Source organism: Neobacillus soli NBRC 102451, assembly GCF_001591665.1.
GTDB classification, from domain to species: Bacteria; Bacillota; Bacilli; order Bacillales; family Cytobacillaceae; genus Neobacillus; species Neobacillus soli.
Window position 1 is genome coordinate 70,825 of record NZ_BCVI01000053.1, and the last position, 24,444, is coordinate 95,268.

A 24,444-nucleotide genomic window follows, 5' to 3' on the forward strand; every position below is an offset into this window, starting at 1 on the left:
ACAGCGTTTATGAGGACTGATAAAAACAGTTAATCTTGCTGAGTTCTATATTCTCGCTACTTCTAGATACTACTTATTCATATTAATTAATGTTTTTGAATTTAGTTATAGAATAGATCTAAAATTACTTAGGGGGAATAAACTTGAAAATTGCGGTGGCAGGAACAGGATATGTTGGCTTAGTAACAGGGGTATGTCTTGCTGAACATGGACATTCCATTTCTTGTGTAGATATAGATGATAAAAAAATAGCATTAATGAAGGCAGGTATATCCCCTATTTATGAACCTGGCCTTGAAGAATTGTTAGTAAAAAATTTAGATCGATTGAATTTTACAACTGATTATAAAGCAGCCTATAAAGATGCAGATGTTATTTTCATAGGTGTTGGAACTCCAGAAAAACAGGATGGTTCGGCTAATTTAAGCTATGTATATGGAGTAGCTGAACAAATTGCTGAAAGTATTGAGAAAGACTGTGTAGTAGTTGTTAAATCAACCGTACCAATAGGTACAAATGATAAAATTGAAGAAATGATTATATCTAGATTGGTACATGATGTTAATGTATATGTAGCTTCTAATCCGGAGTTTTTGGCACAAGGTACTGCTGTAGGAGATACTCTTCATGCTTCAAGAATTGTCATAGGTGTCGAAGAACAATTTGCAGGTGAAGTTTTAAAAGAGGTCTACAAGGATTTTAATGCACCAATTGTTGTTACAAATAGGAAAAGTGCCGAGATGATCAAGTATGCATCCAATGATTTTCTCGCACTAAAAATCTCATTTATTAATGAGATAGCAAACCTTTGTGAAATTATTGGAGCAGATATAGAAGATGTCACTCTCGGTATGGGTTTTGATAAGCGGATAGGGGATCGTTTCCTAAATGCAGGAATTGGTTATGGTGGCTCTTGTTTTCCTAAGGATACTAAAGCATTGCACTGGCTTGCAAATTTCCATGATAACGAGTTAAAAACGGTTAAGGCAGCTATTGATGTAAACGAAAATCAAAAGCTAAAATTAATAAAAAAGTCTCGTAAGTATTTTGATAGTTTCAATGGTTTGAATGTAGCTGTCCTAGGGTTAACCTTTAAGCCTGGAACAGATGATTTAAGAGAAGCACCGACTCTAGTAAATATCCCGATTATGCTTGAGGATGGAGCGAATGTTAAAGCGTGGGATCCTGTGGGAGTAGAGAATTTCAAGAAAAGATACCCTGATGAAATTACTTACTGCAACACCATTGAAGATACAATCACGGATGCGGATGTATGCTTTATCTTTACTGAATGGGACGAGGTTAAAGACTTTGATCTATCAAAATATAGTAAGTTAATGAAAACTCCAATCGTCCTTGACGGTAGAAACTGCTATGATTTGACAAGTGTTAAAAACGCAAATATTACTTATGATTCAATTGGTAGAGAAACCATTTATAATTTGGAGGTCTCTCTGGTATAATAGTTAGCTCGAAAGAATCTATTGCTAGGCAATTCTCAATTAATATGATGTAAAGCGATATTAGTCTGCAAGGAGCCGCACCAACACTTTACTTACAATCAAATCAGGTCAAGAGGCCTGATTTTTTTATGGAGGGATATTATGAAGCTTGTATTACTTTCCGGTGGATCTGGTAAGCGCCTATGGCCTTTATCCAATGATACAAGATCAAAACAGTTTTTAAAAGTTTTAGAAGGTAAGAGTGAAGAAAAGCAATCTATGGTTCAACGGGTATGGGGGCAACTTGAAACAGTAGCTCTTTCTGATTCCTCTGTTATTGCTACTTCTAAAATGCAAAGAGATATGATTCATAGTCAGATTGGAATGGATGTCCCGCTTATTATTGAGCCTGAACGACGCGATACCTTCCCGGCGATTGCATTAGCGGCGTCCTATTTGTATTCCATTCAAAATGTATCTGAGGATGAAGTGGTGGTTGTATTACCTGTTGATCCTTATGTAGAAGACAGCTTTTTTGAGAAGGTAAAAGAATTAGAGAATGTTTTGCTTGATTCTGAAGCTAATTTGGCTTTAGTCGGTGTACGGCCTACTTATCCTTCATCTAAATATGGCTACATTGTTCCTAAGAATGAAATGGACGGAGATTCTTATTTTACAGTGAATCATTTTACTGAAAAGCCAAGTGAAGAAAAGGCACAAACTCTTATCGAAATGAATGCTTTATGGAACTGTGGGGTATTTGCTTTTAAACTAAAATATATCATTGATATATTAATAGAAAAAGGATTACCACTTCATTATGATAAACTATCACTTCAGTATAAGGATCTTCCCAAAATTAGCTTTGATTATGAAGTAGTTGAGAAGGCAAGTCATATTGTGGCTCTTCCTTATGATGGCTATTGGAAGGACCTTGGGACCTGGAATACCTTAACGGAAGAAATGGCTACATCGCAGATAGGTAAAGGTGTATTAAGTGAGGATTCGGTAAATACTCATTTAATCAATGAGCTTGATATTCCCGTTACGGTTCTTGGCTTAAAAGATATCGTGGTGGCTGCAAGTCCAGATGGGATCTTAGTGGCCGATAAAGCCTCAAGTCCAAAAATAAAAGAGCTAATTAGTGGATTTGAACAGCCGCCAATGTATGAAGAGCGGATCTGGGGGTGGTCTCGTGTCCTTGATTATGCGAAATACGATGATGGAAACGAAATGGTTACGAAACGAATTTGTATCCATGCAGGAAAGAATTCAAGCTACCATTACCACAACCTACGCGATGAAGTTTGGACCATTGTTCGAGGCGAAGGTGAATTGGCATTGGATGATTATTTAACACGAGTGAAAGCCGGGGATATTGTCCATCTTCCTGCAGGAAAGAAGCATGGAATTAAAGCATTCTCTGAACTTGAATTTGTTGAAGTTCAAACGGGTATCGGCATAAGTGACGAAGACTTTACACGGTTGTACTTTGAATGGAATGATGTGATTAATCATTTCAATAAGTCAAAAGCGAAAGTTATTCTATAAGATTACAGGGATGGGACATAGGTTCTTTCCCTTCTTTTTTGTTATTCGAGGTGAAGTGAAATGAAAACGGTTGCTTATTATATTTCAGATTATGGGTATGGGCATGCATCACGAAGTATTGCAGTTATTAGGCAACTTCTTAAAGAACCTAAAGTGAAAATCATTGTTTGCCACTCTTTTGCCCTTCCATTTATTAAGGCATCTCTAAATGGTGAAAAAGTAAGCTATAGAAATATCAAGACGGATATCGGCTACTTTCTGGAAAAGGAGTCAATCTATCCTGATAAGGTAGGGTTACTCAAGGAATATAAAAGCTTCGTTGCTGATTGGCAACATTATATCCAAAAAGAACGAGGGTTTTTAAGTGACAATAATGTTGATTTAGTGGTATCGGATATTTCACCATTGCCCTTTGAAGCTGCTGAAAGTTTAGGAATTCCTTCTGTTGGAATTTCTAATTTTACTTGGTATACGGCTTATCAAGGCTCAATTGATGATATTGAATTGAAGACATTTAAGAAAGCCTATCAGAAAATGACATACTTTTATTCCTTAGCGGGAAGCCAGGAACAGTGGAATCTTTATTTAAATGAATACGGATTTTTTTCTAGGGAAGTAGATGGAAAAGAAGTTCAGAGAATTAGACATTTAGTTGACCCAGAAGGTAATAAGAAGATTATTTTTCTAGGGCTTGGAATGAAAATTGATGTAGGTTCACTAGAACAACTGCCTATTTGGGATAGCCCTGACTGTGTCTTCCTAGTATCTTCAAATCTTAAAGTGAATCAGCCAAACGTCTTTCAGATACCTAGTGATTATTTGGAATCGCAAAACTATATTGCCGCATCAGACTTACTGATTTCAAAGGCGGGCTGGGGGATGATTGGTGAGGCAGTTTGTGCCAACGTTCCTTTGTTAATTCTAAACAGACCTTCGATGAAAGAAGATCAAAATACAATCAATTACCTAAAACGACATCATTTGTGCAAAACGATTGAATGGGATCATTTCGAAACCTACCAAGTTAATAAAGAAATGATTTCTAATTTGAGGAAATTAATGATAGAGAATGATTCTTACCACAATAATCAAGCCGGGGAAATTGCAGCAGGTATAATGGGAATAATAAAACAATCTGAATCCAGCATCTAAGAGAGAGGAGAGCTTTGACTTGGTTAGACAATGCAGAAAGGTGGTTTTCATTTAATAAACTAGATGAAGATTTAAAAGATAATTCACTTGAATTTGAAGGCATTAAGAATTTGCTAGAAGACAGTTTTTATAAACATTAAGAATTTGGTACCAGCGGAATGCGAGAGAGCAGGGCCCGGTATTAATCGCCTAAATGCGTACACGTCCAACTATGTAGAAAGGAGGTTTTTCATCTGCGAAATGCTTATCCTATTCTAGACAATTTTTTTCATGATTGGCAGGAAAGATGTTAATGTTAATCCAATAGAATTTTGGTGAAAGTGGATATAAATTAGGGATTTAAAAATCTTTTATAAGGAGTTGTAAGTATAGATGGAAATTTTAATAAATAATTTTAACTTTCAAGTAGAATCGAATATAGAAAATGAAAGAAAGAATGTAACTGTCATTCCTTTTCCCGATTCCATTGAAAGATTTGAAAATGCAAGTAGGGTTTTAGGATTTGAAAGTTTAAATCTACTATGGAGCAAACATTATTTTGGAATAAACCATCGTAATCACATGTTCAGGGTTTTATATGATACGTTTGAGGATCATTTTTCTATAGAAGAAAAAACAATTGACCACTATTTAACATTGCAAGTATTATACTGTGATATGATTATTCGATTAGGTACCATTCTTGAAGATTTTGCAGGTATTTGTTTTGCATGCAAAGAACATACAATTAACGAAAAAGACATTGCAGAGGTTTTTTTAGCTTATTCAGACCCTATGGGATTTTATAATTCTATCACTTCTAGACGGGGTAGAAGGCAGATTAAACAAATATTTAGATTACCTGAATCTAAAGGAAATCTGAATAGGATTTTCAATAATTTAACAAATAATGAAATTGAGGTTCTTTGGAAGGGGATAGAGGCTTCCACTCAGTTAATAGTAAATACCATGGAGTCCATTTCTACTTCAATTGTTCGTAGAGAAGATGACTCTATGACTTATTATGACATGTACAATAAATTAAAACATGGATTTGCACCTGTATATCCTTTTGCGATGCCTGTACCTTTTCCTATAAATGCACCAGTAGAAATACCAGAGAGAGAATTAATTTTAAAATACATGATGGAAAATATAACAGTAATGCATGATAAACTACCAGGACAACGTAGTGCCGATGAACAACAAAAGTATGATACCCTTAGACTTGCAACACCAGCATTTACATATGAAGAAGTTCATATGGAAACCGTAGGTAACATTTTAAGGGTTGTAAATGATATCGATTATTTGTATAAATATCTAGTAAAAAGATATATTAGCTATGCTGAAGGAAGCAAGAAAATTTCATTACTAATGATCAATGGGTTGTTATCCGAAGATGAACAAGAAATAATCCTAAATATCATAGAAGATGATCAAAGATACCTTTAATGTGCCGCAGGGGACAATGGTGTAAGTGTGGAAGTTTGGCAGAGAATCTCCCTGCCTTTTTTGTCTTTATATCACGGGCACGCCCCTAATTTTATCGAAGATTGATAGGTTTTTATGGTAGTTGGATGCCCCGAAAGGGATTTCTATTAGTTTCTCCTATTTTCTTTTGTAACATTTCTGCCATTTAGCAGGATATTGATTGACGCACTCCTCGTGAGTGCGTTGATTGAAATCAGCCAATAGTGTCTCACTAATGAACGCCGTTAGTGAGATATCGTTATTGCCGCCCCTAGTTAGAGGCATAACCCTAGTTAAGACACATTGCTAAGTTCCTTTTTTTAAAATATCTTTGAAAGTCAATTCTCGACATTTTTCTTTCGTTGCTGGCCGGTTGAATCCAGAGGATAAGGGAGTTGAGGTATTTTTAATCAAACGTTTTATTAAAAGGGAATTTAGTAGAAATGGGTCGTACAATGTCATTTGTTTTGAAAGAATCGACATATGATAAATAGAATGAGTCGGTATCTACTCTACTGGTATGTTAGGGTTAAAAGTTGGATGGAGAATGTGAAATTATTGTTTCACATACCTAAAATGGAATTATTCATGCGTTAAGCGTAACTGCCTAAACTATGGAATGGATAAAAAAAGACATTCTAAGCCCTCCCGTCTTTATCATAAAAGTTTGAATAAGATGGGGGCCTTAATTCCCATTATGTTATTATCAACCTTCATTTTTTTAATTGATCATTTGAATTACTAGGTTAATCCAACCGAAAAAAAAAACGCAAACCATAAAGGAACACTCAGAGATGTTCACCACAATAACCCAACTAAAAGATTCCCTTGCTTAACCATAAAATCCACTCCTATTTAGTAGTTTTGTAGATAACTATTATGTTCCCTTCCGTGTCTGTTTAAAACATATTGATTGCGCCTTCATTTATAGATGAATCAAATAATGTTTATTTACTTTTTATAGACTGATTTGTTGAAGCCATTGTAAATCTTTCATTTCTACTATTGTTCACTATATAATAACGAAATGGTGATGATGAAAAAGGTAGAAACCCGCCTTATTTGTATAATATATTCCAACAATTGCTACGGTGTGTTGTATTGATGAATTATTAGGCTATATAAATGTGGGAAGTTACTTATCCTCTGATCCCTTTTTTATATGTATGTATCCTTTGAGTAATAACTACATATTATTCGGAGTGTGTCCCAAATCAGGAAATTTAGGGGCAGCTGATTGAAGGCTTAGTAGGCATAAACTACCTTTTTTTTAGGGGAACTGTGTTGTCGCTTTGTAATCATAATAAATAGGTTAATAGGGCTATTTATTACTAGCAACAATTGGTATACTATCAATATAAACACATAGTTCGTACGAAAGGGCAAACCCATTGAAAAGTGGAGGCGCAAAACTTTAGGGGCTAAGGTTTTCACAACTATGCCAGCCAGTTACCGAATATGATCACCTTACTACGGATTATGAATATACTCTGGGAGGTTAAACTTTGTTTATCTTTATTGCAGGTTTATTTGTGGGGTCGTTCTCGATGTTAACGATTATGAGTTTAATGGTGGCAGCTAAAAGGGGAGACCAGTTCCTAGAAACCCAACAATAAAATGAAAGCGTTTACGAAACAATCCCGATTCTGGGGTTGTTTTTTTGTTCATCGAAAGCAATAACAAGGGTGGAAACCTACTTATAGCGTTGAAACTAAAATTGCTCAAACTATTGATTGGTATGTAGATAACCCGAAAACCGGGTGCCAGGCACCATCTAATTGAAGATTAGTAGGTTATTAAATTGAAGGATAGGCAAGAGTGCGTGCATACTGCCATAACGCAGATTGTCTTATGGTAAATCTCGATACCTGTTGAAAAGGAGTGTAGATGCAGACAGAGCCTAATCCAATCAAACATTTCATTATCTGACAAAGATCTTGGCCGCCAATCTAACGTAATCCTTATGCTACGGGTTTTCCGACGCATTCAATTAAACGTTTCTTACGTTTAGTCAAGCTATTATTCTATAAAATATTATGATTTATTGTTGTAGCTTGGGGGATAAAAGAAAACATGACTAATAGACCTATCCTTTTACATTTTTTTGAATAGGGCTATATTTGTGATACTATGTATGTATAACTATGATTTGGTGGCTAGCCGGTAATCATAGTTTAGGTTGTGGGTAACTAAAAAGAATATATTCTTTAATAGTTTATTCACACAAGCGATAGACGCAACTTTATGACATTTGTTGTAGGGTTGCGTTTTTAATTTGTCATAGTAATCAACAATGTGATTGTTGCCAATTCTGCGTAATTTAATCATATTTTGTATTATAATGAAAAGCAGTTTTCGTAAGTGCTTGTTCCCACGTTTATTGATCCTATCCTTGTAAAAAGTCTTTCCCGACTGATATCTACGGATATCAATACCTGCGTATGCATTAAGCTGTTTATTGTTATTAAATCTGACAATATCACCAATCTCCGCCATCAGCCTTATGGCTGTGTTAGGACCTATCCCAGGAATGCTAAGGAGTATTTGATACTCTAATCTCTTCTCAGCTATCGCTATCATATTTTTTATACAGGCTTCTTTTTGGTTCATTAACTCCTGATACCTTGCGGCATATACTTTAACTTGCTCACATAATACGTCATCTGAAGATACGGCTGGATAAGACTTTTCAGCTGCTTCCAATAGTTCTATGGCTTTCTCTTCTGCCCTATTTCTAGAAATGTTTTTATTTGTATTCGCTATAATTTTGTATCTTATCACTGTCTTTGAGTGATTAAGTAATAAATCAGGATGTGGAAATAATTGCACGATATTTAAAAATAGCTCCGACTTAGAATTGAATATTGTCTCTAGTTCAGGAAATGTTTCTTGTAGAACTTTATGTAATCGACCACGAATAACTGTTAATTCATCATCCAGCTCACTATAAAAGCGAGAAAGGGATTTCAGTTGATTAAACACTTTATTGGATGAATGTTTTATCTTTCTTTCCGTATTAAAATGAGTAAGGGCCAATTTATGTGCATCGCTTTTATCCGTTTTATGTATTCGTAATGTATCACACTGGATTTTTGCTTCTAGAGGGTTTAATAAACAATAGGAATAATCGTTTTCTGCCATAAAACGTTCGAGTGGTTTAGAGTATACTCCTGTTGACTCAAAAACAATGTCTGGGCATTCCCCATAGCCTTGAGTTATTTGGTCTATTTTATTTTTAACTTTGATAAAACTAGGTTTATCGTGTTGAATTTCACCCTCAAAAATACATTGTTTTAAAGGGTTATAGATTACCATATAACTTTTCCCCATACTAACATCAAATGTAATCACATGCTTCATGTAGAATCTCTCTCCTCAATAAATTTAAAGTCTTCATCTTACACTTATCGATTCCCATTTCTTATACACGATCTCAAGGATCCAACATACTTAAACCTGATTCAAATAAGGTAAGTGAAGATGGCCAGTTTGATATAACGGATTCAAAGATCCAAAACGTTTACCGACCTAATCTTCACTTCTACTATATAAAAAAATAGTAGTGCGAACCAATGCCTTGGTCTGCACTACTAATCTTAGTATGTTTGATTAAGGTAGAGAAAGAGGGAAACTTATTGAAATATGTAGGTTCAAGAGAATGGAATCATTCTTTGGGGAACGGTGTCCTTTTGCGTATGTAAGTTGCCGACAAAATATTTGCACATCAATAAAATAAAGTCCTTATATAGAAGGGATTACATAGTATTTAATTAAACGATTGAGTAGTACAGCACTTATTATGGAAATTAGTTGATATTTGTCAGTTTAGAGGGAATAGCCTATTTGTTTTCGTTTCATCCTATTTTTATATCATCTTTCCACAAGTTTTTTACATTGGGAAGACCAAACATATCGAGGATTATATAAGAGAAGCTAACACTTTTAAGTGGAAGGTAGTTAGCTTCTTTTTTTAAAATAGAATTTCCTGATTTTCACTTTTTCCATGGTAGTTTGGAAATGGTTCTTCTGCTTCGTTCCATTCATTTTGAAGCAGAAGAACTTTCTCCGTGCTTCCTTTGATATTCCAGCAGGAGTAAATCCAAAAAGATTTGGAAGGGTGCGCGGGAGCATAGGTCTACGTCTTTGTAGTAGAAGTGCTCGATAGGCGTATAGAAAACAAAATCGGAAAGATCACTCAAGTGATTTGATGGTGTTCCAACGATAGATAGAATGGGAGTTCCTTGGTTTTTGACGATATGGGCGTATTCCAAGATGTGCAGGGTTTCACCGCTATATGATACAAAAATGGCAAGGTCGTCCTTTTGTAGATTGGAGGCAGAGCTTCTTAGGTCATCCCAATCGATTCTAGCTATACTGCTTTTGCCTAACAGGAGAAGCTTCTTTGATGCATCCCAGCAAACAGAATAAGAATGGCCCACACCGAACCATTCTACATGTCTGGCTTGAACAAGCATGGAAGCAGCTTTGTTTAAGTCCTCTTCATTTATTCTATTTAATACTTCGCGGATATCTTTTTCATAACGTTTGGTATGGAATGCTAAGTTTGCTGACAAATCGTGGCTTTCCACTTGATTGTCTTCACGGCTATATAAAAGGAGCTGCAGTTTAAAGTCTTGGTAGCCTTGAAAACCAAGCTTTTTACATGTTCGAGTAATGGTAGCAGTTGAGACAAACATTTCCTTGGCAGCCTCGTCGAGTTTCAGATTCGTTATTCTTTGGGGCTGCCGTATAATATAGTCTAAGACTTGCTTTTCAAGTTGACTTAATTGATCCCTATGCTGTAAAAGTCGTTTAATAAAGGATTGCATGCTATCACCTTTTTGAAACAAGTCGTCTTTCATTAGCGCGTAAGAGAAAGAACCGATTGCTTTAACCGCTGTAATCCATCCAGCAATTTTGCTTGTGGACAGCCAATATTCATGCGGAGAAAGACCCGATTATTCTCACCGTAAACCGTTCCAGACATGATCCCCACCTTTCCAATTTCCACAAGTGCGGACTGAAGCTCTTGATCCGTTGCATGAAGGCCCGTACAATCTAGCCACGCTAAGTACGTGGATTCGGGGATTTCAAAATGGATGGCAGGAATCTCTTGTTCGATAAATTCTTTTATTAATTTCATATTATTATACAAGTAGGTGCAAAGATCATCAACCCAAGACTCTGCATAACGGTAGCCTGCGATGACTGAAATCTCACCGAAGATATTAGCACTTGAAACCCCATCACGATTCTTTAAAAAAGTCATAAATTTTTCTCTTTGCTCCCCATCAGGAAGTATAACATAGGAGCCCCCTAAGCCAGGTGTATTAAACGTCTTGCTAGCTGAGGAGCAGATATAAATATGTTCAAGATCCTTTGTCACTGAGGTAATCGGGACAAATTTCCGGTTATTATAGACAACATCCATATGAATATCATCTGAAATAATGTGAACTTGGTACTTCGCGCATAATTGAACTATTTTTGTTAATTCCTGTTCCGTCCATACTCGCCCAGTTGGATTATGCGGATTACAAAGCAACAACACTTTTGCTCTTTCATGTGAAAGTTTTTTTTCTAAATCGTTAAAATCGATTGTATACCCGCCGTCTTGATAGGCAAGCGGGTTGGCAATCAGCTTCCGGTTCGATGCATGAATACATTTGAAAAAGGCATCATAGGCTGGTGTTTGCAGTACGATATGGTCACCTTCAGCGGACACCATTTCAATCAGTCTTGCAATCGAATAAATAACGCTGGGGCTATAGACAATCCAATCCTCTGCTATTTGTGCATCAAACCGCCTTTTATACCAATCCGTTATGGCTGATTTATAGTCCTGGTGGTTCCAGCGTGTATAGCCAAAAATTCCATGCTCCGTTCGGTCGCGCATCATTTTAAGAATTTCGGGAGGACTTTGAAAATCCATATCGGAAATCGAAAAAGGTAATAGATCGCTCATGCCGAATCGATCTTCGATATAATCCCATTGGGTACAATAGGTTCCTCTCCGATTGATTACTTCATCAAAATGCCTTTTCATAATATCCCTCTTCTATTTTTTGCTTTTATTTGTTAGGAAAAATAGGATGAGGGGTGTCTCATCCTATTCCATCAATTTATCTATTTCCACTCGAACATGGTTGACCTGGGTTCCGATGATTACTTGAAGATTATGGGCATCGAGTTTGACCACGCCAAGGGCCCCATTTTTCTTAAGTTTTGGTTCATCTATTTTGTTCATATCGTCGACAACTAGTCGTAATCTGGTAATACAGTTATCTAATGATTCAATATTGCTTGCACCTCCAAGGGCATGTAAAAGTTCCGCTGCTTGGGTGCCTGTTTTACCATTTGAAGCTTTACTTTCTGTTTTACTATCTGTCACCGACTCTTCCGTTTCATCTTCTCGGCCGGGTGTTTTTAAGTTGAATTTTAGAATAGCATAACGGAAGATAAAATAATAAAGGGCAAACCAAATGGCTCCTACTAGTAGAACTAAATACCATTTTGTATAGTTGCCTTGAAGGATTCCGAAGATAAAGAAATCCAAAACGCCGCCATCTGTATTCCCAATTCTTACACCGAATAAAGCCATCACCATAAATCCAAGTCCTGTTAAAACAACGTGGATTCCATAAAGAGCAGGGGCAACGAATAGGAATAAAAACTCGATTGGTTCCGTAATCCCTGTTACAAATGTTGCAACTACACCGGAAATAAGCAGTCCTTTAATTTTCTTGCGATTTTCTGGCTTTGCCGTGTGATAAATGGCTAACGCAACTGCAGGGAGACCAAACATAAAGGTTGGCATTTTTCCTTGTGATAAAAACGCGGTTGCCGAACCGCTGATAGGGCCACCGTTTTTTAACTGTGCGTAAAAAATATTGAGGGCGCCCGATACCGTATCTCCGCTTACAACGGCTGTTCCACCGGCTTCGGTAAAGCGGATCATTGCCACTAAAATATGATGGAGCCCAAATGGAAGAAGCAATCTCTCTCCGGCCCCAAATAAAAATGGTCCGAACGCCCCAGCACCGCTAATCAAATTCCCGATTCCATTAATAATCATCGTAAAGAATGGCCAAATCATTGGAATGATGATCCCAACGATGGACATGATGATGGCGGTGATAATCGGAACGAATCGTGAACCGCCAAAGAAAGCGAATGCATTTGGAAGTTTCACATTTTGATACCGCTGATGTAGAAAATAAACAATAATCCCAGCGATAATCCCGCCTAATACGCCCATTTCAAGACTTTGAATACCAAGAACCATTGATTGCCCTTGTTGTCTCATGACATCTGCTTCTGCAAGCTTGTGTGTTTCGGTTAGGTAGAAATTAATCGATAAATGCATAATGATATAACCAACAAGACCGGAAAAAGCAGCAACCCCTTTTTCCTTGCGGGCTAATCCAAGCGGAATGGCCACCGCAAATAATAGAGGTAAGTAGGTAAACGCAAAACCTCCGATTGTTGATATAAATCGTAAAATAATCTGAATTACGTTATGGTCAAGAAATGGTAAATTCTCTATTGTAGTTGGACTCGTAAACGAACTGCCAATACCAAGAAGCAAACCCATGAACGCCAAAAGCGCTACAGGCAGCATAAAGGTCTTACCAAGCCCCTGAAAAAACTCCCATCCCTTAGAAGACTTTTTTTCCTTTTTCTTCATTTCAAAAACCCCCTTATATAAAACTTTCTGAATTTACTTTCACTTTACGTCCACTATCGTAATATAGCAACCGCTTTCAAATGAAATGTAAGCATAAACAATTTTTGTTTGAGGGAAACAAATTCGTGTGGGTGCCTGACACCCCCCGGAACTAGACGTGCAACTAGAAGTGCCTGTCAAGCCCCGAAGTTTGTCGAATCACTTGTGGTATGAAGTTTGCCGGCAAACAATGATAGAATGGGGTAAAGTTGATTATTGTGAGGGTGTATAATGTGTTAGGTGCCATTGAAGCGGGCGGGACAAAGTTTGTTTGCGCCGTCGGGGATGAGAAGGGAACTATTAATGACCGGATTCAGATTCCAACTACTGTACCTGAGGAAACGATTCCGAAAGTGATTGACTTTTTTAAGCAGCATCCTATTGATGCGATTGGGATAGGGTCCTTTGGTCCGATTGATGTGAATCAAGAAAGCCATACCTATGGATTTATTACTTCGACGCCTAAACCAGGGTGGAGGGACTATCCTTTTGTTCAAACATTGACTGCTGCTTTTTCGGTTCCGGTTGGTTTTAATACGGATGTGAATGCTGCTGCCTTGGGGGAGGTTACGCTTGGAGCTGCCAAGGGGTTAGATAGTTGTTTATACATAACGGTTGGTACAGGTATTGGCGCTGGAGCGATTGTGCAAGGGAAACTCCTTCAGGGATTATCACACCCGGAGATGGGGCATATTCTTGTCAGGAGGCATCCGGATGATGAGTATAAAGGCAGGTGCCCTTATCATCACGATTGCTTAGAAGGTCTTGCTTCCGGACCAGCCATTGAAGAGCGATGGGGGGACAAAGGGATGAACCTTGTTGACAGTGCGAAGGTATGGGAGTTGGAAGGATACTATCTTGCCCAGGCTCTTATGCAATATGTGTTAATCCTTTCACCGAAGAAAATTATTGTGGGTGGCGGGGTTATGCACCAAAAGCAAGTATTTCCTTATATATATAGATATTTGCAGGAATTCGTTAATCATTATGTGGTTTTGCCGGACTTGTCTGAGTATATTGTGAATCCTGGTTTGGGGGATGATGCGGGGATTAAAGGTGCTCTCATACTTGCCCACCAAGAATTAGAAAAGGCTTAAAGGCAAACCAAAGATAAAATGTACTGTTGGGAGGTAGTTATTTTGCAACCGTTATTTTTAAAACCGGTTTTTAAAGAACGTATTTGGGGCGGAACCGCCTTACAAAATGAATTTGGGTATGAGATCCCAACGAGAAATACAGGGGAATGTTGGGCTATCTCCGCACACTCAAACGGCCCTTCTATTGTTGAAAATGGATCGTTTGCGGGGATGACATTGGACAAGTTATGGCGGGAGCATCCTGAGCTGTTTGGAAACCCGAAAGGAGCGGTATTCCCTCTTTTGACTAAGATATTGGATGCGAATATGGACTTATCCGTTCAAGTTCATCCAGATGATTCCTTTGCGATGCTTAATGAAAATGGCGAATTAGGTAAAACGGAATGCTGGTATATCATCGATTGTAAAGAAGATGCGGACATGATCTTTGGTCACAATGCTGCATCTAAAGAGGAATTGGTTGAGCAAATAAATGATGGGAAGTGGGACGAATTACTGCGTAGAGTGAAGATTAAGCCTGGTGACTTTTTCTATGTTCCTAGTGGTACGATTCATGCCTTGTGTGAAGGGACTCTAGTTTTAGAGACGCAGCAAAGCTCAGACACAACGTACCGGGTATATGATTATGATCGTCGGGATGCAGAAGGGAATTTGCGCGACCTTCACTTAGAAAAGGCAATGGAGGTTACGACCGTTCCGCATAAAGTTACGGTGAGTACACCTGTGGTTAAGGAGCAGGGAAATGCTAGGATTACAACCTTTGTTGAGTCTGAGTTTTTCTCTGTCTATAAATGGGATGTTAGCGGTAAGTCTGCTTTTTCCTTTAATAATCACTATTTGCTTCTCAGTGTTATTAAGGGGGAAGGGTTACTTTTCCATGCTGGAGAGCATTATGAATTGAAGAAGGGGACACATCTGATTCTCCCTGTAGGCTTTGGTGAATTTGAAGTGGATGGAGATTGTGAATTGATCGTTTCGCATACATGAAATGTTGGAGCTGTTCCAAATACAAAAAAGGCGTAAGGACCAATTTTTCACTCTAGGGTCTTTACGCTTTTTCTTTTGGCAAATATCTTTATCGCACATTAGTGAAATAGTTTACGAAATAGGAAATAAGCTAGTATCCATAAAGGAATAGATAGAATGATACCCCAAAGACAGCCACTACCAAAATTCTTTCCATCTACTTTCTCAGCCATATGTATCACTCCAATTATGAGACATGCCTTTCTATCCATTTAATCATGGATTGATTATCTTTGATATTTTAATCCTTCGATTATTAACTACATATTTTTCTGAAAATGTCGAACCATGATTGGGAAATCAAAGGAAGTCTGAGTGGTAAGTCCCTTAATTATTATAATAAATATGTTAATATGACTATTTAATACTTGTAAAATATAGTATAATATGAAAATAAACACATAGTTCGTACGAAAGGGCAAAACCATTGAAAGATGGCGGCGCAAAACTAAAGGGGCTAAGGTTTTCAAAAGCTATGCCAGCCAGTTACCGAATATGATCACCTTACTACGAATTATGAAACATACTCTAGGAGGTTATCTATGTTGATTTTTCTTGCAGGTTTATTTGTTGGCTCGTTCTCTATGGTATTTATTATGAGTCTCATGGTTGCCGCTAAACGGGGAGACCAACTCCTTGAATCACAATAATTAAATGAAGGCGTTTACTAGGCAATCCCGATTTTGGGATTGCTTTTTTGTTATTAACCAATTATTAGAGCTTATCGTAATGTAGCTGCTAGCCCCGCAGCACTATACTTGTACTCACCACTTCTAATCAAGTCTTGCATTTTATCCATTGCCAGCTGCTTCTTCTGGAACAGCAATCATGAAGATTAGTTTTGCTAGTGTTCCGTCATAGGCTTCTCAATCGACGCCATCTTTTTTAAGACCAAATACGACTGAAGGTTTTACTACTGCTTTTGAATTGCCGTTTTTGGGGAAATGGATAGAAATTTGTCGGTTCTGAAGTAAAAAAGGCCGGCAACGCGGCCTCTCACATATTTAACAAGTTCATAATCAGTCACATTGCGGTATGACTAAAGCTCCTCATTATTAATTGCAGGCAGTTAGATTGCTGAATCCTGTTTTGCCATTCCAAAAAATCCCTCTTAACTGATTTTCAAGTCAATCGCTTTTTTTCTTGATTTCTCGATATTTCCCCGGAGGAGTTCCTACAATCTTCTTAAAAAGATTTTGGAAGTGAGTTTCACTTTGGTACCCTACCTGGTAGGTTATTTCATTTATGGTTGAGTTTGAGTTTAATAGAAGGTGTTTAGCAACTTCTATTCTGTATTGCATCAGGTATTGAAATGGCGTTTGACCTGTTAAATCTTTAAATATATGGGATAAGTAATAGGGACTAATAAACGAAATTTTTGCGAGTTCTTGCAATGTAATATTTTGATGGTAATTTTCCTGAATATAGTGTTTAGCTTCCACAATAATTTTGTGAGAGTTCTGCTTTTTATTATTTGTTTTCCTTTTATAAATATTTCTTAAGATAAACCCCAAAAGTGCTCCTGCCAAATTTCTTGCCACCCAGTATGATTCAAAATCCTTTGACTCCATTTCCTTAACTAATTCCTTAAATAACTCTTCAACTATTATAAAGTTCTCAATTGGAATAATAGGTGGAACATTTTTATTTATTACATGTCCTTCAGGAAGACCCTCAATACTTACATTTGAAAAAGCTACATACAGCATTTTATGTGGTTTATCAATTTCTCCTTTTTCTTCATGCCATACTCCTTGGTTGTATATGACGATTGATTGAGGTTCCACCTTATAATTAGTGCCATCTATATTGTAGGTCCCTTCACCCTCGAGTATGAGTAATATTTCTACACAGTCGGGGTGATTGTGCATTGGTTTAAAAAAACGCTCCCCTTTTTTTACGTGTTTTATTCCCGAATAGTGAATAATTGGAGCTGAATTACTTTTAATGATTTGTTGAGCCATATAAGGTCATCCCCTTAGTAAAATAACAAGATTCAATAGTTTCATGACACGATAACTCATATTTTAACTATGTTTATATTATATAATTATTTATAAAATAACAAAAATATATAGTCTAAGTAATTTATTTCTTTGATTGGCAGTAAAATTCCTAACTTTGAAATAAACGTCAGGAGGTATGGGCTTTGCTCGTTGTAGGATTTTCAATCCCCTCCTATTAATTACCGGGAAAGATAAATTAAAATATCTGAAATAAAAAAGAAAGTGGTGACAGGAAGTGAAGAAAATCATCTCATTTGGAGAAGCTTTAATTGATTTTATTCCTACCGAGAATGGTCTTGGATTAACGAAGGTTGAAACTTTCAAAAGGAATCCAGGGGGTGCACCAGCTAATGTAGCAGTGGCTGTTGCTAAATTAGGAGGAAATAGTTATTTTGCAGGTAAAATTGGTGATGATAGTTTTGGACATTTTTTGAGTGATTGTTTAAAAGGTTATAACGTAAATACGGAATATCTACTATTTACAAAAAAGGCCAAAACGGCCTTGGCTTTCGTTTCACTAAATGAAACCGGGGAAAGGGACTTCCAGTTTTACGGATCTCCTTCAGCAGACATGATATTTTCAGCAGAAGAGGTGGATGAATCGTGGTTTTCAGGGAATGAGATCTTTCATTTTTGCTCCAATTCCTTATCGTACCATGTCAGCCGCAAAGCAACGGAAAAAGGAATGGAAGTAGCTAAACAAAAGGGAGCCTTAATAAGTTTTGATCCAAATATTCGTTTTCCATTCTGGACTAGTCATGAAGACGTACGCTCCACTATTTTACCTTTGTTTTCTTCTGTGGATATTTTAAAAATAAGTGAGGAAGAATTATCCTTCTTATTTGAGGAGGACAATGAAAAAAAGTCAGTAGAGAAGCTTCTAAATCTGGGAATCTCATTAATTGTTGTCACGAAAGGAAATCAAGGCTGCAGTTACTATACAAGTTCGATCTCTAATGACATTTCCGCTCCTGTAGTAAAAACGGTTGATACGACTGGTGCTGGAGATGCATTTGTCGGAGGATTATTATATCAACTGGCATTACTCAGTATTCAAAAAGAGAATATACATGGGTATTTTAACGATAGGAAAACATTGGATAACATCCTGCAGTTTTCTAACGCATGTGGAGCTATTACGACTACAGAAAGAGGCGCCATGACAGCTTTGCCATCAGTAGAGAGTATTAACGAATTTCTTCAACCTCAATAAATGTTTCAAGAAACCAGTAACTATCTTATTTTAAAAGTGAAAAAGGTATTGGAGGAATAAAAATGAAGTTGGGTGTTCAAGCAAATGCATGGCGTCATCAATGGAATAAAGATCCTAAATCTATTATTAATCATGTAAAAGATATAGGATTTGATTTTATTGAAATTCCACTTATGAATATTAATGAGTTAGATGTGCCAGCTCTAAAAGACACACTGAAAAACATAGATTTAGAAGTTTGTACTTCCACCATATTAGTGGATGATTCTGTTGATATCACCAGTTGTGATGAGGAAGTAAGAAAAAATGGAATTAGTTATCTAAAACGATGTATTGATGCCACTAATGAAATGGGAGCTAAATTTTTTTCAGGGATTATCTATACTAAACAGTTTAACCGCACCAACATTTTTCTTGAAAATGATTTATGGAAGTATTCCGCAGAGGGCTTACGTGAAATCGCCCAATATGCGGGGCGGTTTGGTATTAATATCGGAATCGAGCCCGTAAACAGATTTGAAACTTGTCTCATTAATACTTGTGAGCAAGCACTGCATTTGAAAGAAATGGTTGGAGAATCCAATCTGAAAATTCATCTGGATACATTCCATATGAATATAGAGGAAAAAAGTCTTTACGAGACGATCAAACTAGCAGGTAATGATCTATTTCATGTGCATTTAAATGAAAATGACCTAGGGATTGCTGGTACAGGACAAGTAAATTGGGATGATCTTTTTATGGCACTGAGAGAAATTAATTATGAAGGCTATGCATCAATTGAATGCGTAGTAGACGTTAAAGGAAATTATGTTTGGAGACAGTTAGCTCCAACTAGTGAAATGCTGGTTTCCCAAGGAAGGCAATTTTTTAGAGAGCTTATGGGGAAATATGGACTTTAATAGTTGAATTAATAATTGATAAAACTTTTTACTCGAAGGGGGTATTTTACAAATGAATATATGTATTTCTTGTGGAAATGAGTTGTCGAAAATGGAGAGAAATAGGTGTGAATGTTGGGAGTGCTTGGATAAGGCAAATGAGGCTTATGACGAAGAGTAATTGTCTATTTTTAGTTTTCACTATAATCACGGTGTAAATAATAACAATATCTAATAGGTTAATAGCAATAAAATACATTTAATTCGCTATGTTTTAAAGTTATGATAATTATCAGATAAGTTGGAAAACAGTAATAATATTATTAGGAAACATTAAATTGATAATTTGTGTACCAAATGAAGAGGTAAGAGGTGATGTTTTTACAGCAAACATTTATGTAAGCGCTTTTCGCAATTATTATATCATATTAAAAACTATCCTGGAGGTTATTATGACACAGTTAGTTAGAACGGAATTGATAGAATTAAATCTTAAGGCTAGAGAACGAAAAGATGCAATCATTGAGTTAACGGGGCGCCTAGAACAACAAGGTTACTTATTTTCAAAGGATGGTTTTCTACAAGATGTATTTCAAAGAGAGGAAATTGGAAATACTGCGGTAGGATTTGGTGTGGCTATTCCCCATGGGAAATCTCCAGAAGTGAAGCAGACAGCGATTGTCTATGGCCGCTCAGAATTGGGGATTGATTGGGAATCCGTTGATGAAGAGCCTGTCCATTCTGTTTTTTTACTTGCTGTTCCAGAGGAGAAAGCCTCAAATGAACATCTTAGGATTTTGGCCTTGTTGTCCAGAGCTTTAATAAATGAAGATTTCCGCCAACAACTACTAGAAGCTGCAACAAGTGAGGAGATTTCTGAATTATTGAACGAGGTAACTCAACAGAAAGTAATCGAATCGTAATAATAAAAAATAGGCAGGAGGGGGATTTTGATGAGTGAATTTGTTGATCTAATGAAACGCACCCGGGAACATTTGATGAGCGGGGTTTCCTATATGATTCCTTTTGTTGTGGCTGGCGGGATCCTTTTGGCTCTTTCTGTATTACTTTCCGGACAGCCTGCTCAACCGGAATCCTATATCCTCGGCGGAATATTCAAAATTGGGGCTGCTGGTTTTACCCTGTTGATTCCGATTTTGGCTGGATTTATCGCCTTTTCCATGGCTGACCGTCCAGGGATAGCCCCGGGAGCAATTGGTGGATTAATTGCTAGTCAGGTTGGAGCAGGATTTCTTGGGGGTCTTATTGCTGGACTTGTTGCTGGTATTGTCGTTTTCTATCTGAAGAAAATACCTGTTCCTAAGACAATTAGGTCTGTTATGCCCATTTTTATTATTCCTATTATTGGGACATTAATTGTCGGCGGACTCATGTTATTCGTGATTGGTACACCAATAGCGACCGTTATGGACCTATTTACTGGCTGGCTGACAGCGATGAGCGGTGGCAGCAAAATTTTTCTAGGCATCATTCTTGGGTTAATGATTGCGTTTGATATGGGGGGGCCTATCAACAAAGTAGCTTTCACCTTTGCCGTAGGTCTTGTAGGTTCAGGTATTTATAATGTGATGGGGGCAGTCGGTGTTGCGATTATGGTTCCTCCCGTGGGCATGGGGTTGGCTACCCTTTTGGCACCCAAAAAGTACACGTATGAAGAGCGTGAAAACGGCAGAGCTGCTTTGTTAATGGGGACGATTGGAATTACGGAAGGTGCTATTCCGTTTGCGGCTATGGACCCACTGCGAGTGATTCCTTCCTTAATGACAGGCTCAGCAGTTGGTGCCGTTACGGCGATGCTCCTAGGTGTAGGAAACCATGCTCCTTGGGGTGGCTGGATTGTCTTGCCTGTTGTAGACAATATTATTGGCTATATCATTGCTACCTTGGTAGGTGTATTCGTTACTGCCCTTATGGTTAACGCTTTGAAAAAGCAGGTTGTAGAAAAAGTCGAGACGGAAGAAAAAGAAGAAGATGATTTTTTAGCAATGGAAATCGAAATGTAAAAGCAGCTTAATAGATAGTAAGTATTCTTTACATTAATTGAGGGGGAAATAATATGAAAATTCTTGGTGTTACAGCATGTCCTTCAGGGGTGGCTCACACGTATATGGCAGCGGAAGCATTAGCAAAGGCAGCTAAAAAAAGAGGCCACACGATTAAAGTTGAAACTCAGGGCTCCATTGGCATAGAAAATACGATTAGGGCTGAGGAAGTGGTCGATGCCGATATTATTATCTTGACGAAGGATATGGCAATCAAAAACAAGGAACGCTTTGCTGGAAAGCCGATCATTAATGTAGGTGTTGGAGATGTTGTTCGTAAAGCCGATATTATTGTTGCAAAGGCTGAAGAAGTCATTGCCCAAAAGGTACAAAAATAAAGGGAATGATAGAAAAAGGGAAATAAGGGTTGTCATTTATCCTTATTTCCCTTTTGTATGAGGTTTAATAATCAAATATAAAATTTGAGGGGGATATTCATATGATTGAAAGACACTATACGATAACAAATGAACAAGGGCTCCATGCCCGGCCGGCCAGTTTGCTGGTGCAAATGGCCAGCCAAAGCAAATCCGCAGTGATGTTGGTGGAAGGTAAAAAAGAATTTAACGCTAAAAGTATACTGGGCATTATGAGCGTTGGAGCACAAAAGGGGGCACAGATTACTATTAAGATTGACGGTCCGGATGAGGCAGAGACAGTTTCTAAGATTGAAGCTTTATTTAATAGTAATTTTGGAGAATAGAAAGGAGGTAGCGTCATTTTGCAAGAGAAAATTGTCTTTTTTGATATAGATGGAACACTTCTGACCGAAGAAAAGGTCATACCGGAATCTACTAAAAGGGCTGTTCGTATGCTTCAGGATAGGGGGATTTATACGGCCATTGCTACTGGCCGGTCTCCACAAATGTTTGACTGGATTCGCGAGGAACTGAATATCCATTCTCATGTTTCCATAAATGGTCAGTATGTCGTATTTGAGGGGCAAGAAATCTATTCGAATCCGATGGACCTTCAATTACTGAATGATTTATCGGATATGGTAGAAAGCAATGGTCATGCGATAGCCTACTGTCACGATAATCATATTACAATCAGCGAAGAAAATAATCCATTAGTATTATCCAGTTATAACACATTAAAAGTAGATTATCCTCCTGTTAACCGAGATTTTTATAAAAATGCCTCTGTTTATCAAGGTCATCTTTTCTGTCATTCTGGAGAGGAAGAAAGGTATATTCAGCGGTTTCCTGAATGCGGCTTTATAAGATGGCATGATCATGCTATCGATATTCTTCCAAAGGGCTGTTCAAAGGCAGTCGGTATAGGTAAACTGCTTGACGTAATCGGCATAAAAAATGAGAACTGTTACGCTTTTGGGGATGGGTTAAATGACCTGGAAATGCTTTCTTCAGTGGGAATAGGCATTGCTATGGGGAATGCGGTTCCTGAAGCAAAAGCTGCTGCCGATATCATTACAACTTCTTGTTATGATGATGGAATATTTAATGGGTTAAAGGAATTGGGAATTCTCGCATAGGACTAGTAATTGGGGAAATCGGCATTTCGTTTCCAATGGAAATTCCACCATTGTTAAGTTGTCAATAATAACAATATCCAATAGTTTAATAACAATAAAATGCATTTAAACCAAAGCCCTTTAGGGGTATGATAATAATCAGATAACTTAGAAAACAATAACCAATATTACGAGGAGGAAATGAAAATGAATGTTAAAGAAAAAATTAATTCCTTTACCGAGGCGCTTACTCTGTTTGGTGTAAATGAAAACACCTTGTCTGAACAAGAAAAAAAGGATTTAGATGAGAAAGGCTTTGTTGTCTTTGAAAATTTAATTGATGAGAAATGGTTAAATGAATTAAAAGAAAAGTACGACGAGTTAGTTGCAATTGAAGGGGCTAAAGCAGGTACAGAAGTTCATCAAGAGGCAGGTACCCGTCGATTATCAGACCTTATGAATAAAGGCGAAGTCTTCGATGGCTGTTATACACATCCGAAAGTTTTAGCTGCCATTTATCACATTATTAAGAGAGATTTTAAAGTTTCAGCTATGAATGGACGCGATGCTGTTAAAGGTCATGGTTTACAGGCATTGCATGAAGATTGGAATGACTCTTTCTTTGAAGAAGGTGTGCTTGAAAAGGATGGAGATTACAGAAATCCAGCTGATCCTTTCAATGTCGCCATTTCATTATGGATGCTAGATGACTTTAAAGAAGATAATGGTGCGACTAGAGTCGTTCCAGGTACTCATTTGAAAAAAGCTCCTCAATTTTATCTAGAAAATCGTCTGGCGGATCATCCAGAGCAAGTATTGGTAACTGGTAAAGCAGGAACGGTAGCAGTGATGAATAGTCATTTATGGCATGGGGGTACAAATAATCTTTCTGGTGAATCCAGAAGAGTATTACATCCTTATTATGTTGCAAAAGAATTTAAACAACAGCAAAATCAACGTGAATATATTACGAAAGAAACGTATGATAGGATTTCTCCTGCAGCAAGATACTTATTAGATGTAGAAGGAGCGTTTTAAAAGAAAATATTAAGAGAGTATTCCTAAAATATTAATACCTCCGTCATGTAGATTTCATTAAATAGTGCATTAATTAAATAACCTTAACTCTCACTTGGGGTCAGGTCCACTAGCCTTGAATAATAGTAAGTAAATTGAATAAAACCGAAAATTTTACATCTACCGTTTGTTATCAATGGAAAAAAGGAGAATAGGGTATCGAATAAACCTTGTTCCCTTTTTTCTCCTTTTTAATAATTTTCTAGTTTTCTTTCACTTTTTCTTTTTTCCTTCTTAACTTTCTCCTTTACCAAGGCAACGGTTCCAAACGACGGTTTTCT

General features: G+C 37.3%; 20 protein-coding genes, 1 pseudogene and 2 riboswitches. Of the genes and pseudogenes, 15 read left to right on the top strand and 6 right to left on the bottom strand.

The genetic code is table 11. The features are described 5' to 3' along the window. Positions 1 to 143: 143 nt before the first annotated feature. The 4 genes from BSO02S_RS18300 (at position 144) to BSO02S_RS18315 (ending at position 5,579) form a co-directional block, all read left to right on the top strand. Entirely contained in the window at positions 144 to 1,463 is a 1,320-nt protein-coding gene (locus tag BSO02S_RS18300) for a UDP-glucose dehydrogenase family protein (protein ID WP_066070696.1), read from the top strand. Between the two features lie 141 nt (positions 1,464 to 1,604). After that, entirely contained in the window at positions 1,605 to 2,993 is a 1,389-nt protein-coding gene (locus BSO02S_RS18305) for a sugar phosphate nucleotidyltransferase (RefSeq protein WP_066070699.1), read from the top strand. A gap of 60 nt (positions 2,994 to 3,053) precedes the next feature. Next, entirely contained in the window at positions 3,054 to 4,145 is a 1,092-nt protein-coding gene (locus BSO02S_RS18310) for a glycosyltransferase (RefSeq protein ID WP_066070700.1), read from the top strand. A 372-nt stretch (positions 4,146 to 4,517) separates the two neighbouring features. Next, on the top strand, positions 4,518 to 5,579 hold the full coding sequence (locus BSO02S_RS18315) for a hypothetical protein (RefSeq protein WP_066070703.1): 1,062 nt from the start codon (positions 4,518 to 4,520) through the stop codon (positions 5,577 to 5,579). 1,389 nt (positions 5,580 to 6,968) lie between these two features. Next, positions 6,969 to 7,054, top strand: a riboswitch (cyclic di-GMP riboswitch). A 685-nt stretch (positions 7,055 to 7,739) separates the two neighbouring features. On the opposite strand, the gene BSO02S_RS18320 is transcribed toward BSO02S_RS18315, so the two are convergent. From BSO02S_RS18320 to malX, 4 genes are all read right to left on the bottom strand, one after another. Then, entirely contained in the window at positions 7,740 to 8,957 is a 1,218-nt protein-coding gene (locus BSO02S_RS18320; protein ID WP_066070706.1) for an IS110 family RNA-guided transposase, read from the bottom strand. A gap of 680 nt (positions 8,958 to 9,637) precedes the next feature. Beyond that, positions 9,638 to 10,426, bottom strand: a complete 789-nt coding sequence (locus tag BSO02S_RS18325; RefSeq protein WP_066070709.1) for a MurR/RpiR family transcriptional regulator — start codon at positions 10,424 to 10,426, stop codon at positions 9,638 to 9,640. Positions 10,427 to 10,458: 32 nt separating this feature from the next. Continuing rightward, positions 10,459 to 11,643, bottom strand: a complete 1,185-nt coding sequence (locus tag BSO02S_RS18330; RefSeq protein WP_066070712.1) for a MalY/PatB family protein — start codon at positions 11,641 to 11,643, stop codon at positions 10,459 to 10,461. 63 nt (positions 11,644 to 11,706) lie between these two features. Then, entirely contained in the window at positions 11,707 to 13,284 is a 1,578-nt protein-coding gene (malX, locus tag BSO02S_RS18335; protein ID WP_066070714.1) for a maltose/glucose-specific PTS transporter subunit IIBC, read from the bottom strand. A 272-nt stretch (positions 13,285 to 13,556) separates the two neighbouring features. Here malX and BSO02S_RS18340 point away from each other — a divergent pair, with 272 nt between their 5' ends. The 3 genes from BSO02S_RS18340 (at position 13,557) to BSO02S_RS28685 (ending at position 16,096) form a co-directional block, all read left to right on the top strand. After that, the gene (locus tag BSO02S_RS18340) at positions 13,557 to 14,420 is read left to right on the top strand and encodes an ROK family protein (protein WP_066070717.1); all 864 of its coding nucleotides are present in this window, start codon (positions 13,557 to 13,559) and stop codon (positions 14,418 to 14,420) included. A gap of 39 nt (positions 14,421 to 14,459) precedes the next feature. Further along, a complete protein-coding gene (gene manA, locus BSO02S_RS18345; protein WP_096190927.1) occupies positions 14,460 to 15,407 on the top strand; it encodes a mannose-6-phosphate isomerase, class I in 948 nt (315 codons plus the stop codon). A gap of 446 nt (positions 15,408 to 15,853) precedes the next feature. Further along, positions 15,854 to 15,940, top strand: a riboswitch (cyclic di-GMP riboswitch). A 48-nt stretch (positions 15,941 to 15,988) separates the two neighbouring features. Next, the gene (locus BSO02S_RS28685; RefSeq protein ID WP_425320368.1) at positions 15,989 to 16,096 is read left to right on the top strand and encodes a DUF3789 domain-containing protein; all 108 of its coding nucleotides are present in this window, start codon (positions 15,989 to 15,991) and stop codon (positions 16,094 to 16,096) included. 147 nt (positions 16,097 to 16,243) lie between these two features. Here the strand turns inward: BSO02S_RS28685 and BSO02S_RS28690 are convergent. Both BSO02S_RS28690 and BSO02S_RS18350 read right to left on the bottom strand, forming a co-directional pair. Further along, positions 16,244 to 16,381, bottom strand: a pseudogene (locus BSO02S_RS28690) (PTS fructose transporter subunit IIA); the annotation flags it as partial. Positions 16,382 to 16,573: 192 nt separating this feature from the next. Continuing rightward, positions 16,574 to 17,410, bottom strand: coding sequence for an AraC family transcriptional regulator (locus BSO02S_RS18350; RefSeq protein ID WP_066070723.1), 837 nt, complete (start codon positions 17,408 to 17,410; stop codon positions 16,574 to 16,576). Positions 17,411 to 17,687: 277 nt separating this feature from the next. Between BSO02S_RS18350 and BSO02S_RS18355 the strand changes: the two genes are divergently transcribed. From BSO02S_RS18355 to BSO02S_RS18390, 8 genes are all read left to right on the top strand, one after another. Beyond that, positions 17,688 to 18,665: a PfkB family carbohydrate kinase gene (locus BSO02S_RS18355; RefSeq protein ID WP_066070727.1), complete on the top strand. Its 978-nt coding sequence runs from the start codon at positions 17,688 to 17,690 to the stop codon at positions 18,663 to 18,665. Positions 18,666 to 18,727: 62 nt separating this feature from the next. Beyond that, positions 18,728 to 19,567, top strand: a complete 840-nt coding sequence (locus BSO02S_RS18360) for a sugar phosphate isomerase/epimerase family protein (RefSeq protein ID WP_066070730.1) — start codon at positions 18,728 to 18,730, stop codon at positions 19,565 to 19,567. A gap of 431 nt (positions 19,568 to 19,998) precedes the next feature. Continuing rightward, on the top strand, positions 19,999 to 20,469 hold the full coding sequence (locus tag BSO02S_RS18365; protein ID WP_066070767.1) for a PTS sugar transporter subunit IIA: 471 nt from the start codon (positions 19,999 to 20,001) through the stop codon (positions 20,467 to 20,469). 30 nt (positions 20,470 to 20,499) lie between these two features. Beyond that, positions 20,500 to 21,570: a PTS fructose transporter subunit EIIC gene (locus tag BSO02S_RS18370; protein ID WP_066070733.1), complete on the top strand. Its 1,071-nt coding sequence runs from the start codon at positions 20,500 to 20,502 to the stop codon at positions 21,568 to 21,570. Positions 21,571 to 21,623: 53 nt separating this feature from the next. Beyond that, complete coding sequence (locus BSO02S_RS18375; RefSeq protein WP_066070736.1) at positions 21,624 to 21,947, top strand: PTS fructose-like transporter subunit IIB; 324 nt, start codon at positions 21,624 to 21,626, stop codon at positions 21,945 to 21,947. Between the two features lie 101 nt (positions 21,948 to 22,048). Then, a complete protein-coding gene (locus BSO02S_RS18380; protein WP_066070740.1) occupies positions 22,049 to 22,312 on the top strand; it encodes an HPr family phosphocarrier protein in 264 nt (87 codons plus the stop codon). A gap of 18 nt (positions 22,313 to 22,330) precedes the next feature. Further along, positions 22,331 to 23,107 (top strand): Cof-type HAD-IIB family hydrolase, encoded by a 777-nt coding sequence (locus BSO02S_RS18385; RefSeq protein WP_066070743.1) that lies wholly within the window; start codon positions 22,331 to 22,333, stop codon positions 23,105 to 23,107. Positions 23,108 to 23,293: 186 nt separating this feature from the next. Next, complete coding sequence (locus BSO02S_RS18390; protein WP_066070746.1) at positions 23,294 to 24,124, top strand: phytanoyl-CoA dioxygenase family protein; 831 nt, start codon at positions 23,294 to 23,296, stop codon at positions 24,122 to 24,124. Positions 24,125 to 24,444 lie beyond the last annotated feature (320 nt).